Source organism: Rickettsiella endosymbiont of Dermanyssus gallinae, assembly GCF_019285595.1.
Classification (GTDB): Bacteria; Pseudomonadota; Gammaproteobacteria; order Diplorickettsiales; family Diplorickettsiaceae; genus Rickettsiella_B.
Map to the genome: position 1 here is coordinate 1,147,778 of NZ_CP079094.1, position 15,459 is coordinate 1,163,236.

Consider the following 15,459-nt stretch of genomic DNA (forward strand, 5'->3'; position numbering starts at 1 on the left):
TTTGCTTATTTTTTTAAAAACTACTGATGAAAAAATAATGATGCATATCAGAAAGTTTTTAATCTTTAAATATAACACAAAATGTGGTAAAACATATTAATTTAAATACATATAAAACTCAATTAAATAATATCCATCTAACTAATAATATATGAATCATTATTTCTTTTATAAAAAAATCATAAACCAACCCAATTTAAATAATGAAGCGCAATTACTTATAGCGATTGAATACGTTAATTTAAAAAAAATTAAAGAGTTCATAGCAAGCGGCGTTAATATTAATACCGATGGCTCAAATATAAGCAAACCGCTGATTTGGGCGATCTTACGCTTGCGTCATTTGCGTTATCCTCAGAGCATCAGGATAGAAAATGTAGGTGAGGCGCATATGCGCGATATGATTGAAATAGTAGAGCGGCTTACCATCGCTGTTTTATTAAAAAACAGTGATACCGATAAACATGACTACTGCAGCAAAGAAAATGAATTTTTATTGTGGGATAATTGCAAAATAAAAATTGAGCAGGAAATGGAAGTATTACATAAAGTAATGTTTAGTACTTTCTCCTTATGGACACTTTATAAAGAAAAAGATGTCAATAAATTAGCTACCATGTCTCGGAATGAAGCATTAAAACAGCTATTAGCAGAACCGAACTTTAAGGAGCAATACCCTTGTTTTGGCGATAAAATTCTAGCTAATTTCCAAAAAGGGCTTGCTAGAGCTAAACAGTTAGATACCGCATTTAATTCGCTTGTTAGCTACAATAGAGGACCTAAATTATTACCCGCAGAATGTTGGGAAGAAATATTAAAAAAATTAGATCGCGAAGACCTAAAAAGCGTAACAAAATCTATCTTTTTTAAAGAAGTTTCATACACAACATCTGTTTGGAACCGAGTTTCCTCATTCGTTTTCCGGACGCATTAATGGAAATAAAATTACATCGCGAATGGATAATGAATCGGTAAACAACATCGCTAAACGATCGATACCAATGCCCTCCCCAGCGGTGGGCGGTAATCCATACTCCAAGGCGGTGATATAATCTTCATCATAGGCCATCGCCTCATGATCGCCTTGTGCTTTTGCTAAACTTTGTTCTTTAAAACGTGCCGCTTGATCCTCCGGATCATTTAACTCTGAAAAGCCATTCGCTAATTCACGGCCAGCAATATACAATTCAAATCGATCTGCTATTTCAGGGTTTTTATCATTTCTACGCGCGAGTGGTGAAACAGCAATTGGATATTCCGTGATAAAAGTAGGCTCTAGCAAATTTTGCTCGACGGTTTCTTCAAAGATCGCAAATTGTAATTTCCCAATTGAATTAGTGGCGATAATTTCAGGATTGATTTTAAGTTTTTCTGCTATTTTTTTTAAGGAAGAAAGTTCTGTTAAATCCTTTCTATTACCGTGTGTATTAAATTCCAGAATAGCGTCTAACACACTCAGCCGTCTAAACGGTTTAGCTAAATCATAGGTTTTTTCTTGATAGCTTAATAAAGGACTGCCTAAAATATCTTGCGCTAATTGACCTAACATCGCCTCCGTTAAATCCATGAGATCATGGTAGTCCGCATAGGCTTGGTAAAATTCCAGCATGGTAAATTCTGGATTATGCCGTGTTGAAAGCCCTTCATTACGGAAATTACGATTAATTTCATAAACCTTTTCAATACCGCCTACCACTAAACGTTTCAAGTGTAATTCTGGCGCAACACGTAAAAACAATTCCATATCTAAGGCATTGTGATGCGTAGCAAAAGGTCTAGCCAATGCACCACCTGGCAATAAATGCATCATCGGCGTTTCAACTTCGATATAACCCTCTTTATTTAAAAACTGACGAATACCCTGAATTAATTGTGAACGAATTTGAAAGGTTTTTCGTGTTTCTTCATTGGTAATCAGGTCTAAATAACGTTGTCTATAACGCTGCTCTTTATCGGAATCAGAAAGACCATGAAATTTATCCGGCAGAGGTCTTAAGGATTTGCAAAGTAAGGTTAATTTTTCTACGTTAACGGATAATTGATTTGTTTTTGTTTTGAATAAAACGCCTTCTACACCAATAATATCGCCTAAATCTAATTTTTCAGTCATGTCCCATAATTCGGTCGATAATTTCTTTTTATTCAGATAGACTTGGATTTTTCCCGACATATCTTGAATATCTAAAAATGAAGAACGATGCCGTATCAGTCTCCCTGCAATAGAGACGGATTTATTTTTTTTCAGCAGTGATTCTGCTTCTTCTTGGCCATATTGCGCCAATAAATCGGCAGCCAAACTATCACGGCGAAAATCATTCGGATACGCATGACCTGTTTCACGCCATTCACCTAGCTTTGCTCTGCGCTGCGCAAATAAATCATCGCTACTATTCGTCGTTAAAATTTCTTCTTTCATCTTTAATGTTTCCAAATTTAACTAACTACCGTCATGGCGAGGCTGGAACCTCGTTACAGCCGTGGCCATCCAGGGCAAAACTAGCCTTTTCACTGGATTGCCGCGCGCTTTGCGCTCGCAATGACGGACTAAATACTTTTTAACTTCTTTCCCTGCCCTTACAACCCGGCTTTTAAACTCGCTATCAAAAACAAATTAATATTGCCATTTAAAACCGACTGCGTATTGCCTGTTTCAACGTCGGTACGAAGATCCTTCACCCGTGCATCATCTAATACATAACTACGTATTTGGCTTCCCCAACCAATATCCCGTTTCAGCGATTCTTGTGACTGCTTTTCCTCAGCCCGTTTTCTCTGCTCTAATTCGTACAATTTAGCACGTAATTGCTTCATTGCCTGATCACGGTTTTTATGTTGTGAACGATCGCTTTGCGATTGCACCACCACACCACTGGGAATATGCGTGATACGCACCGCCGAATCGGTACGATTCACGTGCTGCCCTCCCGCACCGCTGGCTCTATAGGTATCGATACGTAAATCCGCTGGATTGATTTGAATATCAATGGTGTCATCCACTTCAGGCGAGACAAAAACCGCCGCAAAAGAGGTATGACGACGTTTATTTGCATCAAACGGCGAAAGACGTACTAAACGATGTACACCTGTTTCGGTACGTAGCCAACCGTAAGCATATTCGCCTTCAAATTTAACCGTCGCACTTTTTATTCCAGCAACTTCTCCGGGTGATACTTCCATTAAATCCACTTTAAAATTATTGTGCTCACCCCAACGCAGATACATACGCAATAACATTTCCGCCCAATCTTGAGCCTCAGTACCGCCTGAACCTGATTGTATTTCTAAATACGCTGAATGGCTATCTAAGGGGCGCGGAAACATTCGTCTGAACTCTAATTTTTCTAGCTTAGATTCAACTTCTTTCAAGTCCTGAGAAATAGACGCTAAAAGATCAGGGTCTTCTTCGCTGATGGCTAATTCAAGCAAGCCGCTTACATCGGCTAAAGATTGCTCTAAGTACTGGAAGGTATCGACGATTTGCTGTAGCTGGGCGCGCTCCTTGCCTAAGGTTTGTGCCTTTTCAGGATTATTCCAAACGGTGGGATTCTGTAATTCCTGCTCTAACTCTTGGAGTTGTTCAAGCTTGGTAGGATAGTCAAAGGTACCTCCGTAATTCGATACTTCGACTTTCTAAGTCTTTAATTTTTTGAGTAATAGGTGCTGTTTCAAACATACTAATCTCATCATTGCGAGCGCCGTAGGCGCACGGCAATCCAATTATATCATTTCTTTATATAAACCTGTCTAATTCTGTCTAAATTGCCACGAGCAAAGAGTGGCAATCACAATGACAAAATACTAGCTTAACTTTTTATGGGTTGAAATCCCGGCAAGATTCGCAGCAAATTTCCTCAGCACACAAATACCCGTTGCTTCTGCTTGCTTGCACCATTCCTGCAACGCTTCTAATAATTCGCGCTGTGTAGCGGTGGTACGGCACCAAATATCTTGCAATCTAAGCCGATATTGATACACCAAAGCCAACATATCATGTTTCTTAATGATATCAGCCAGCTGCTGTTTACGTTCATCATTTAACAATGATTCCGTACGAATGAGTGAGATCTTAGCGCGTTTCAATAAGGCTTTGCTCATGGTAGTACTCGCTTTTTCTGTTTCTTCTTCTAAAACAGGTAAAAGCACTTCTTTACTATAGCGCGCCATCACTTGAAAGCGGTTGGTAATCAACGCCGCTAAGGTATCTAAATCAACCTGCCGTTTACCCGGTGTTTCTTTAAGTTGCGGAGAAACACGTTTAACTTTAGCCAGTTTTAAGGCTTGAAATAAACGAATATAAGCCCAACCTAAATCGAACTCCCAAGGCTTAACGGATAATTTAGCTGACGTAGGAAAGGTGTGATGATTATTATGCAGCTCTTCGCCACCAATAAAAGCACCTAAGGGTAAAAGATTACGTGCCGCATCCGGACATTCAAAATTACGATAACCCCAGTAATGGCCTATACCATTCACAACACCCGCGGCAAACAAAGGAATCCATAACATTTGTAAAGCCCAAATAGTCACACCCGGAATACCAAATAAAACCACGTCTATAATAAACATGCTGACGATACCCATCACACTATGTTTACTGTAAACATTACGTTCCATCCAATCATCCGGCGTACCTTGACCATAACGTTCCATGGTGTCCATATTTTTCGATTCTTCACGATAAAGTTCAGCACCTTCGAAAAATACTTTTTTAATCCCTTTGACTTGGGGACTATGTGGATCTTCTTCTGTTTCACACTTAGCATGATGCTTACGGTGAATAGCAACCCATTCTTTGGTTTCCATACCGGTGGTTAACCACATCCAAAAACGGAAAAAATGACTCAGTACCGGATGTAAATCCAATGAACGATGGGCTTGTGAACGATGTAGATAAACCGTCACGCCAATAATCGTAATATGCGTTAGTATTAATAAGGCTATTACATAACCCCAAAATGATAAATTTAATAAACCGAATAACATGCGCTAACCTCTTTATAAGCTGGATTCAGCATTTTTAGCTAATCCAAATTTTTTATTTAAATTTTTACTCTTCTTTATATTCTATTAACTTAACAACCTGTTTAACACCCGCTGATTTTCTGGCAATTAATGCGGCCAGGTCAGCTTGCTTGGGAGTAGAGACACCTAGAATGTATACAACACCATTCTCAGTCACTATCTTAAAATGATTCGACTTTAACTCTCTATTCGCAAACATTTTCATTTTAACGGCCGATGTAATACCAACATCTTTGGTACGTTGCAATGCGGTCGTAGGGATACCGACGGTAATTTTATTAAATACCCGCTTAACACCCGGTGTTGATTTCGCGTATTCTTCTGCTTTAGACTTTAATTCCTCGTCGTAGGCTTGACCCGTTAACAACACCACCTGGTTATAACTAACCGAGGATATGTGGGTTTCTGATGATAACGTCGCATCATTAGCCAATTTCTTATTCGACTTATAATTGATTTCCTCATCACTTTTAATCACACCAATAGGGCGCGGATCAGAGACCAAGCCCCCTGTTGCAGCGCCACCAGCCACAAAAGCACCCGCAACACAGCCTTGCAAAGCCAGTGATAGGGTCAAAATAAGAAAAATCTTTTTCATTAAGCTTCCTAACCTCTAAATAACCGTCTTAAAAAACGGGGTGAGTAATCGTCATAAATGATGCTTTTGTCAGCCATATCAACTGGCTGGGAAATAAGCCAAAAATGAGTAGTAGTATAGCATTAATGCTGAGCGCAAGGTAGGTATCCTGTGCAATTTGCATGGTGGGTAAGGTGGGCTCTGGCTCCTCAAAATACATGACTTTTACCACATAAAGGTAGTAATAAGACCCGATAATGGCAAAAATGATGGCTAATGTGGCCAGCCACAGCTGATGGGCCTCTATCAGGGCTTGCAATATACCCATCTTGGCGAAAAAGCCTGCTGTAGGCGGAATACCGGCCATAGAAAACATGATAATCAGCATTAAAAAGGCCAGCCATGGGCTACGGGCATTCAAGCCTCGCAAATCGTTCACATTCTCAACCTCTTTACCCGACTTGCTGACGACAATCAGGATGCCGAAGGCGGCTACGGCCATTAATCCATACATGATCACATAAAATAAGCTCATGGCATAGCCAAACGCACTGCCCGCCACTAAGCCTAATAAGGTATAGCCTATATGCGCGATCGCCGAATAGGCCAACATCCGCTTGAGATTGGTTTGCACAATAGCGACCAGATTGCCTAGACCAAACGAGAAAAGCGCAATAATCGCCAATAGCGGTTGCCACTGCATATGCAGCGTAGGCAATGCATCGACCAGTAGCCGTATTGCCATCGCCAAACCCGCTACTTTAGGCGCCGCACCCACAAAGAGCGTTACGGCTGTCGGCGCACCTTGATAAACATCAGGTACCCATAATTGAAAAGGAACCGCCCCTAATTTAAAGGCTATACCCGCCACAATGAAAATAAGACCTACCGCTAAAATAATCGGCGATTGCACACTATTCAATAATGCTTGGTTAATCGCAGGAATAATCAGCGAATGGGTAGAACCATAAATCAGCGAAAGACCGTATAAAAATAAACCGGAGGCTAAGGCGCCTAAAATAAAATATTTCATCGCCGCTTCTGCACTATTGGAACAACCACGTTGTAAAGCAACTAAGGCATAAAGTGGGAAAGATAAAAGCTCCAAGCCCAAGTAAAGTGTTAACAAACTATTCGCTGAGGTTAAAATCAGCATACCTAGAATAGAAAATAAACCCAGCAAATAGAATTCACCCGGGTTAATGGGCTTTTTCTTAATAGAATCATGCACATAAATAAAAGAAAAAATACTCAGAATCAATAAGCTGAATTTAATGACATACGCAACGGAATCCCAAATGAAATGCTGATTAAAAATAACTTGCGATGGTATGGTATGTGCACGGAAAACTAAAAATAAAGTCACCAATAACGTTAACTGGGTGGCCATATAAGTCACGTCGCTCTGCTTTTGTTTAACAAAAAGCTCTATGAGCAGAACGATACAAATCATTGCTAATAAAGCAATTTCAGGCAATGCAGGAAAGTTTAAGAGTGTTGTAAGTGTTAGCATCATCATAATTTAGTTTGCAAACTCAACTGCAAAATTGAGTCTATAGAAGTATGCATCATGGTTAATAATGGCGATGGGTAGACGCCAATAAAAATAATGGCGAACGCTAATAAAATAAAAACTAATTTTTCAAAGCCGTGAATATCCGTACCTGTCTCTATTAAAGGATTAGTCACTTCGCCTAAAAATACCCGCTTATACATATATAAGGTGTAAGCAGCACTGAGAATTAAAGTCGTTGCCGCAGTCACCGTAATCCAAAAACTGGCCTGCATAGCACTCATAATAATCATAAACTCACCTACAAAGCCGGAGGTACCCGGAAGCCCCACATTCGACATCGCGAACAATAGAAAAAAGGCGGTTAATAGCGGCATACGAAACGCTAAGCCACCGTAATCTTTAATCAGCCGACTATGGAAACGATGCGCTAACATACCCACCGCCAAAAACATGGCGCCGGAACTAAAGGCATGTGAAATCATCTGCACCATCGCACCTTCTAAACTCATATACGCCATCGAGGTGTTTTGACTCTGCTTCATGATGACAAACACCATAAAACAACCCAATACGACAAAACCCATATGTGCAATCGAGGAATAGGCAATTAAACGCTTCATATCGACTTGCGCTAAGGCAACAATGCCGATGTAACCAATGGCAATCAACGCCAGCACGATCATCAGCATATCAAGATAATGACTGGCATCGGGGGCAATCGGTAAACTAAAGCGCAAGAAACCATAACCACCGAGTTTTAACATTAATGCCGCTAATACCACAGAACCACCCGCTGGTGCTTCGGTATGTGCATCAGGAAGCCAAGTATGCAACGGCCACATGGGAATTTTGACGGCAAACGCAATTAAAAAAGCCAGGAAGATCCATATTTGTTCAGTCATGGTCAATTTAAGCGGATAAAAACCAGCAATATAAAAATCATGCGCCGGATTTTTGAAACCTAAATACAGTAAGGCGATCAGCATCAAGGCGGATCCAAAAAAGGTATATAAGAAAAACTTAATCGAGGCGTAAGAACGATTAGCACTTCCCCACACACCAATGCTCAGATACATCGGTATCAGCATCGCTTCCCAAAACACATAAAATAAAATCGAATCGGTTGCTGCAAAGGTACCCACCATCATGGATTGCATGATTAAAAAAGCCGCCATGTATTGCGCAACACGCAATTCAATACTGCGCCAAGCCGCCAGAACAACCAGCAAGGTCGTAAAAACAGTTAACAAAATCAGCGGTAAGGAAATACCATCCACACCTAAGGCATAATTAACATTAAAAGCAGTAATCCACGGCACATTTTCTTGAAATTGCATACTGCTCAATGCAGGATCAAATCCTAAATAAAGTGGTATGCATAAAGCAATGGAAACCAATGACGTTATTAAAGCGACTACTCGCGCACGATTAGGATACGCATCACCCTTAACCGCAACCACACTGACCGCACCAAGAATAGGCAGCCAAATCAACAAGCTTAATAAATGGTGTTGGAATAAACTATGAAAATATTCGATTAAAGTTGTAAACATGCTTACACGGTTAAAATAAATTTATAATGCAAAAATTAATAAAAATATCACGATGCCTGCGACCATCACCCAGCTATATTGATAAAGATATCCTGATTGTAATTGCCGCAACACACCAGATAACCAACTAATACGTCTCCCTGCCCCATTCACTAGATAATGATCTAATAAATTGGCATCCCCTCTAAAAAATAATTTAGCTAAACGACGTCCACCATCTGCAAACACGGTTTGATTAAACTCATCAAACCCATATTTGCGCACCAGCAGCTGATAAAGCCATAACGAATGTTTTTTCACCTTATCGGGTAAAGCAGGAAAGCGACTATAACATAGCCATGCGATAGCAATACCGACTAAAGCAAACAGCAGCGCTAAATGATCAACAATAAACGCTTTCATTGCAAACGGTTCTAATGGAATATGTTGTGTATGTTCAGGTAACACAAACAAAGTAGCACTTAAAAATCCATGTGCCTTTAAAAACAGACCTGCCAGTAAATAACCGGCTATCAGTGAAGGAATCGCTAAGGCAATCAACGCAATTTTCACCACACCAGGCGATTCATGTATATGTTTTCGTTGTTCTTCGCTAAAGCGTTCGTTGGTATGAAAAACCATAAAAAAGGCACGGAAAGTATAAAGCGCAGTCACAAATGCGCCGAATAGCACACAGTAGTAAGCATACGGTGCCGCAGATAAATGTGATAAATGCACCGCTTCAATGATAGCGTCTTTTGAATAATATCCCGCAAAAGGTGGTACAGCCGCTAAAGCTAATGCGCCTATTAAAAAGGTGCCGTAGGTAATCGGCATAAATTTACGTAAACCACCCATTTTTCGCATATCTTGTTCGTGGTGCATAGCAAGAATGACGGAACCAGCGGCTAAAAATAATAAGGCTTTAAAGAAGGCGTGTGTGACTAAATGAAAAATACCGGCCGCATAAGCAGAAGCACCTAAGGCCACCATCATGTAACCTAATTGTGACAGCGTGGAATAAGCAATCACGCGCTTAATGTCATTTTGCACAATCGCGATCAGACCCATAAATAAGGCGGTTGAAGCGCCTAACGCCAAAATAACATTTAACACGGTCGTGGAATATTCATACAGCGGCGAAAGGCGCGCAACCAAATAAACCCCCGCTGTTACCATGGTGGCCGCATGGATTAAGGCTGAAATAGGCGTTGGACCTTCCATGGATTCAGGTAACCACACATGTAAAGGCATCTGAGCCGATTTACCCATCGCACCAATAAATAACAAGAAACAAATTAAGGTAATTACCAAACATTGCGTGCCAGGGAAAATACTTAAGGTCGTGTGTTGTAAAGCAGGTGCTGCATGAAATACCGCCAGATAATCTAAACGTCCAAAATAATTAAACAGTAATGCAATGCCGAGTAAAAACCCAAAATCACCGATTCGGTTTACCAAAAAGGCCTTTAAACTACCGGCATTTGCTGATTCTTTCTTAAACCAAAATCCAATTAACAAATAAGAAACTAAACCAACCGCTTCCCAACCGAAATAAAGTTGCAGAAAATTATTCGCACTCACCAGCATTAACATCGCAAAGGTAAATGCCGACATATAGCTAAAAAAGCGCTTATAACCTGGGTCACCGGCCATATAGGCAATACTATAAATATGTACCAGCAAAGAAACAAAGGTCACAATCAGGAACATAACGCCGGTTAAGGGATCGACTAGAAAACCGATATTAAAACGAAACCGCCCGGTTAAATCCCAAATATAAAGATTATGATCTTGAACACCAATGTGCAGCATAAACAAGAGGTAGGCGAAATAAAGCGATATAGCAAAAGCAACGGCAACACCAAAAATAGTGACCGTATGCGCTACCTGGTTACTAATCCTTTTACCGCCTAAACCCGCTACCAACGCACCAAACAGGGGAAATAAAACGAGTAGAACATTTAATAGTTGAACATTCATGTTTCGCTAACCCTTCAAGCGATTTAAGGCATCGATTTCAATACTATGCCGGCTACGGAATAAAACAATTAAAATAGCTAAACCGATGGCCGCTTCCACGGCGGCAACGGCTAAAATAAAAAATACAAAAATCTGACCGGCTAAATCCTGAAAATAATGCGAAAAGGCAACAAAATTCATATTAACCGCTAAGAGTAATAACTCTACACACATCAACAAAATCAGCACGTTTTTTCGATTAATCACCAAGCCCAATAAGCCTAAGCTAAAAATAATAGCGCCCAGTATTAAATAATAATTCAGTGGAATCATCTTTTTTTATTTGGCTCCATTTTAATAATGCGCACCCTATCTGCAGGATTTACGTTGAACTGTTTTTCAGGCGGTATAGTTTTATTAAAGCGCTTTTCCTTCACACTTAATGCAATACTGGCAATAATAGCCACTAATAATAAAACACCGACAATTTCAAAGGGATAAGCATATTCTGTATACAGAATATTACCTAATGCCTGTGTATTACTCACATCAGCGGCTTGCGGGATTAAGGTGTGGGAGCTAGAAACCGGGAACAACGCGTAAATAAGAATCGCGAGTAATACAGCGACGGTAATCACCGCATAAGGAAGATAGCTAACAAGACCACGCTGTTTTTCAGTCGTGTCAATATTTAACATCATGATGACAAATAAGAACAATGTCATGACCGCGCCTACATAAACTAAAATTAACACTAAGCCTAAAAATTCAGCCTCTAATAAAATCCATAAAGCCGAGGCGGCAAAGAAAGCTAAGACTAAAAATAAAGCCGATCGTACTGGATTACGCGCAATCACGGTCATGAATGCCGCCGCAATTAACACCGCTGCAAATAAAAAGAAAGCACATTGTTGAATCGGAATTATCATAATCTTATTCTCGTCATTGCGAACGCGATCAGCGCGCGGCAATCTAAGTTAACGATATGGCGCATCTTCTTTCCGCTCCTCGGCTATCTGCTTTTCATAACGATCACCAATCGCTAATAGTTTTTCCTTGGCCATAATCTGTTCACCACGATTTTCAAAGTGGTAATGCGGAATATTGGTTTCCACAATCGCATCCACCGGACAGGATTCTTCACAAAACCCACAATAAATACACTTAAATAAATCAATTTCATACAGCGTTGTTCGACGTGAGCCATCATCACGTGGTTTCGCTTCGATCGTAATCGCTAAAGCCGGACACACCGCCTCACACAGTTTGCAAGCAATACAACGCTCTTCGCCATTAGGATAACGACGCAACGCATGCAAGCCACGAAATCTAACCGAGCGTGGTGTTTCTTCTTCAGGAAACTGGATAGTCACTTTTTTCTTAAAAAAGTGCCGGCCGGTTACCGCTAAACCTTTAAAAAGTTCCCACAGCGTATAGGCTTTAATGAGTTGTAACGTTCTTTTTAACATTTTCATGTGCTAAACCAAGGCGCGAGTTTAAATTGTACTGCAAACGCAATCACTGTTATCCAAAGCAAGGTGACGGGAATTAAAATCTTCCAGCCTAAACGCATTAATTGATCATAACGATAGCGTGGAAATGTGGCACGTGACCAAATGAATAGCCACAAAAAAACCGCCATTTTTAAAAACAACCAGATGATACCAGGAACCCATAAAAATGCTTTATCTAAAACAGGAATTCCTTGGAACGGTGATAACCAACCCCCTAAAAAAAGTAAGGATGCAATCGCCGCAATTAAAATCATATTCATGTATTCGGCGAGAAAGAATAATGCAAACGCAATGCCTGAATATTCCACGTGAAAGCCGGCCACTATTTCAGATTCACCTTCGGCTAAATCAAACGGTGCACGATTTGTTTCTGCAATACCGGAAATCCAATAAGTAATAAACAACGGTAACAACGGCAACCAAAACCAATGCCAAAGTCCACCGTCTTGTTTTATCACGATATCATGCAAATTCATGCTACCGGCCGCCAATAAAACACCCACAAATGCAAATCCCATCGCAATTTCATACGAAATAGTTTGTGCCGCCGCACGTAATGCACCGAGCAAGGCATATTTTGAATTGGTGGCCCAACCGGCAATCAGAATACCGTAAACACCTAAAGACGTGATCGCAAAAAGATAAAGCACGCCCGCATTAATTTGTGTTAAAGCTAAACCTTCACTAAACGGGATCACCGCCCAAGCGGCTAAAGCAGGTGCAATCGTCACAATCGGCGCGATAATAAATAAATAACGATTAGAAGCAGAAGGAACAATAATTTCTTTTGTAATTAACTTAACGACGTCGGCAATGGGTTGTAAAAGCCCCAGTGGCCCTACCCGATTAGGTCCAATTCGGGCCTGGATATAACCAATACCTTTACGCTCAGCTAAGGTTAAATACGCCACCGTCAATAGTAACGGGATCGTAATAATAACGATCTTAATAATGATCCAAAGTAATAAAAGTAAATCATTCAGCATGGATTTCAACCGCTCCAAAAGATTCGCCCAAGCTAACTGTTTCTTCACAAGCAGCGGGAATCCACACACAGTCATTAGGAAGACGTTCATCAATTAGCACCGCTAAACTCGCCTGCCCTGTACCTTGTTTAATCCCTACCATTTGACCTTCTTTAAGCTGTAATGCAGTGGCTAAATGTATGTTCATCGCCACACCCACCCGATCATTACCCGCAGCCGCTTGTAGTGCGGGTGAACGACGCACTAAACTATCGATGCGATATAAAGGCCATTCGGTAATACGTGTAATGCTGGCTGATGGCTGTTTTACTAAATGCGGCAATGAAGATTTAGCGGTTGAGGATTGTTTTTTAACCACCGCGCTTAGCTCATCGCGAATAAAATCATGCGTGGCATGATTAAAATCAGCTAATCCCGCTAAGTTACTCAGTGTTTGCAAAATTTCCCAAGCCGGTTTTGCTTGACCTAAAGGCGGTATCGCTGGAGTAAAACCTTGCCATTCACCCGCTATATTCACAAAGCTACCGCTCGTTTCTGCAAAGCTCGTCATCGGTAAGATGATATGCGCATGCTCTAATAAATAATTTGATTTATAAGGTGATAAAGCAACCACCCAATCCGCTTGTCGTAATGCTTTTACGGCCTGAATCGGATTCGCACAATCTAAAGAAGGCTCAATATTGAGAAGCAAATAAGCTTTTAATGCCGAATTAAACATTTCATGCGCGGATAAACCGGGCTTAGTAACACCACCACCACCGGGTAATCGATGCGGCAGCGCGCCCGCCAACCAAGCACCGGCACTGTTCGCGCCTTCCGTCATCACCACACAACGTACCGTATCGCTGTGCTCAGCAATCCATTCGCAAAGTTGTGTGATCGCTGCGGCTTGTGGATGATTCTGTGCAATAGCACCTAAAATAATGACGGATTTTTTAGATTTTAATTTTTCTGCTAATTTCTTTTGCGCTGAACTGATCGGAATATCAGCCCATTGTGCAGGTGCAACATCACCCGCTAAGGCTTTTGCAATACCGGCTAAAACAAACGGCAATTCATGCGGCGGAATAATAATCTTTTCATTTAATTGAAAAGGAAATTCAATATCCAAACAATTAATACTGGCTATTTTAGTGCCCGCTAATTGTGCTTTACGCAGCCTGTTTGACGCTAAGGGTTGTTCACGGCGGATATTCGATCCGACTAATAAAATAAATTCTTGTTGTTCTAGTTCCGCTAAATTTATTCCCGCCGGAAAAAGCGCGACTTGATCTTGATGACGGGTATCAGTTTGATGTAAACGGTGATCAATATTTTGTGATCCTAAACCGCGCCATAGTTTCTGTAAAAGATAAAGCTCTTCGGTGGTACTACTCGGCGACGCTAATGCGCCTAATGATCCAGCCCCTTCTTTTTCTAGGACGGCTTGAAATCCATGCATCACTTTTTCTAAGGCTAATTCCCAATCCACGATAAACCATTGTCCATTCTCTTTGACATAGGGTTTGGTGAGGCGATTAGCACTATGAATGCCTAAATAACTATAACGATCTCTATCCGACAACCAGGTTTCATTAATACTTTCATTTTCTCGTGGCACCGCACGCATGACTTCTTCTCGGCGTGTATGCAAATAAAGGTTAGAACCTAAACAATCATGTGGTGCAATAGAAGGTGATTGTTGTAATTCCCAAGCACGTGCACTAAAACGAAAAGGCTTTGACGTTAATGCACCAACGGGACACAAATCAATAATGTTACCCGACAATTCAGATTCTACGCTGTGTTCGATATAGGTACCAATCTGAAGATTTTCACCCCGATTCAATGTGCCTAATTCTTTAAGTCCCGCGACTTCCTGACCAAAACGCACACAACGCGTACATTGAATACAACGCGTCATCTCCGTTGAAATTAAGCTACCTAAATTATCGTCTTTTACGGAACGTTTACCTTCCGTAAAACGTGAAATGGATTGCCCATAACCTAAAGATAAATCTTGTAATTCGCATTCACCGCCCTGATCGCAAATAGGGCAATCTAAAGGATGGTTAATGAGTAAAAATTCCATCACCGAACGCTGTGCTTCTTTCGCTTTAGAAGACTCAGTAAATACCTTCATACCCGCCGTCACAGGTGTTGCGCACGCGGGTAAAGGTTTTCCTGATTTTTCTACTTCCACTAAACACATGCGGCAGTTGGCCGCAATGGACAATTTTTTATGGTAACAAAAACGTGGAATATAAATACCGACTTGATCAGCGGCTTCAATAATCGTGGTATTTTGTTCTACCTGTAAGGGTCGACCATCTATTTCAATATCTATCATCGTTTCATACTCTTCGCACTT

Annotated in this window: 13 protein-coding genes; 1 reads left to right on the plus strand and 12 read right to left on the minus strand. The window is 40.8% G+C overall.

The genetic code is table 11. The features are described 5' to 3' along the window. Nucleotides 1-151: 151 nt before the first annotated feature. A complete protein-coding gene (locus tag KX723_RS05780; protein ID WP_218813466.1) occupies nucleotides 152-934 on the plus strand; it encodes an ankyrin repeat domain-containing protein in 783 nt (260 codons plus the stop codon). Here the strand turns inward: KX723_RS05780 and lysS are convergent. The 12 genes from lysS to nuoG all read right to left on the minus strand — a co-directional run bounded on the left by lysS (nucleotide 911) and on the right by nuoG (nucleotide 15,438). Beyond that, nucleotides 911-2,416: a lysine--tRNA ligase gene (lysS, locus tag KX723_RS05785; RefSeq protein ID WP_218813467.1), complete on the minus strand. Its 1,506-nt coding sequence runs from the start codon at nucleotides 2,414-2,416 to the stop codon at nucleotides 911-913. The two genes, KX723_RS05780 and lysS, sit on opposite strands and share 24 nt — an antisense overlap. Nucleotides 2,417-2,574: 158 nt before the next feature. Next, nucleotides 2,575-3,673, minus strand: a protein-coding gene (gene prfB, locus KX723_RS05790) for a peptide chain release factor 2 (RefSeq protein WP_246562427.1) whose coding sequence is annotated in 2 segments (ribosomal slippage) — nucleotides 2,575-3,597 and nucleotides 3,599-3,673 — 1,098 coding nt in all. Because the reading frame shifts where the segments join, the coding sequence is not laid out codon by codon here. 125 nt (nucleotides 3,674-3,798) lie between these two features. Then, entirely contained in the window at nucleotides 3,799-4,983 is a 1,185-nt protein-coding gene (locus tag KX723_RS05795) for a DesA family fatty acid desaturase (RefSeq protein ID WP_218813468.1), read from the minus strand. A gap of 64 nt (nucleotides 4,984-5,047) precedes the next feature. Continuing rightward, nucleotides 5,048-5,620 carry a BON domain-containing protein gene (locus KX723_RS05800; protein WP_218813469.1) on the minus strand — a complete coding sequence of 191 codons (573 nt, stop codon included), beginning with the start codon at nucleotides 5,618-5,620 and terminating at the stop codon, nucleotides 5,048-5,050. A gap of 28 nt (nucleotides 5,621-5,648) precedes the next feature. Further along, the gene (gene nuoN, locus KX723_RS05805; protein ID WP_246562428.1) at nucleotides 5,649-7,118 is read right to left on the minus strand and encodes an NADH-quinone oxidoreductase subunit NuoN; all 1,470 of its coding nucleotides are present in this window, start codon (nucleotides 7,116-7,118) and stop codon (nucleotides 5,649-5,651) included. Then, nucleotides 7,115-8,668 (minus strand): complex I subunit 4 family protein, encoded by a 1,554-nt coding sequence (locus KX723_RS05810; protein ID WP_218813470.1) that lies wholly within the window; start codon nucleotides 8,666-8,668, stop codon nucleotides 7,115-7,117. The genes nuoN and KX723_RS05810 overlap by 4 nt, the downstream gene beginning before the upstream one ends. Before the next feature lie 21 nt (nucleotides 8,669-8,689). Beyond that, nucleotides 8,690-10,630: an NADH-quinone oxidoreductase subunit L gene (gene nuoL / locus KX723_RS05815; protein WP_218813471.1), complete on the minus strand. Its 1,941-nt coding sequence runs from the start codon at nucleotides 10,628-10,630 to the stop codon at nucleotides 8,690-8,692. Between the two features lie 6 nt (nucleotides 10,631-10,636). Then, nucleotides 10,637-10,942 (minus strand): NADH-quinone oxidoreductase subunit NuoK, encoded by a 306-nt coding sequence (gene nuoK / locus KX723_RS05820; RefSeq protein WP_218813472.1) that lies wholly within the window; start codon nucleotides 10,940-10,942, stop codon nucleotides 10,637-10,639. Further along, nucleotides 10,939-11,538: an NADH-quinone oxidoreductase subunit J gene (locus tag KX723_RS05825; protein ID WP_246562429.1), complete on the minus strand. Its 600-nt coding sequence runs from the start codon at nucleotides 11,536-11,538 to the stop codon at nucleotides 10,939-10,941. Before KX723_RS05825 ends, nuoK begins: the two co-directional genes overlap by 4 nt. 48 nt (nucleotides 11,539-11,586) lie before the next feature. Then, on the minus strand, nucleotides 11,587-12,084 hold the full coding sequence (nuoI, locus tag KX723_RS05830; RefSeq protein WP_218813473.1) for an NADH-quinone oxidoreductase subunit NuoI: 498 nt from the start codon (nucleotides 12,082-12,084) through the stop codon (nucleotides 11,587-11,589). After that, on the minus strand, nucleotides 12,081-13,109 hold the full coding sequence (nuoH, locus tag KX723_RS05835; RefSeq protein WP_218814970.1) for an NADH-quinone oxidoreductase subunit NuoH: 1,029 nt from the start codon (nucleotides 13,107-13,109) through the stop codon (nucleotides 12,081-12,083). Before nuoH ends, nuoI begins: the two co-directional genes overlap by 4 nt. Then, a complete protein-coding gene (gene nuoG, locus KX723_RS05840) occupies nucleotides 13,099-15,438 on the minus strand; it encodes an NADH-quinone oxidoreductase subunit NuoG (protein WP_218813474.1) in 2,340 nt (779 codons plus the stop codon). The genes nuoH and nuoG overlap by 11 nt, the downstream gene beginning before the upstream one ends. Nucleotides 15,439-15,459: the final 21 nt, after the last annotated feature.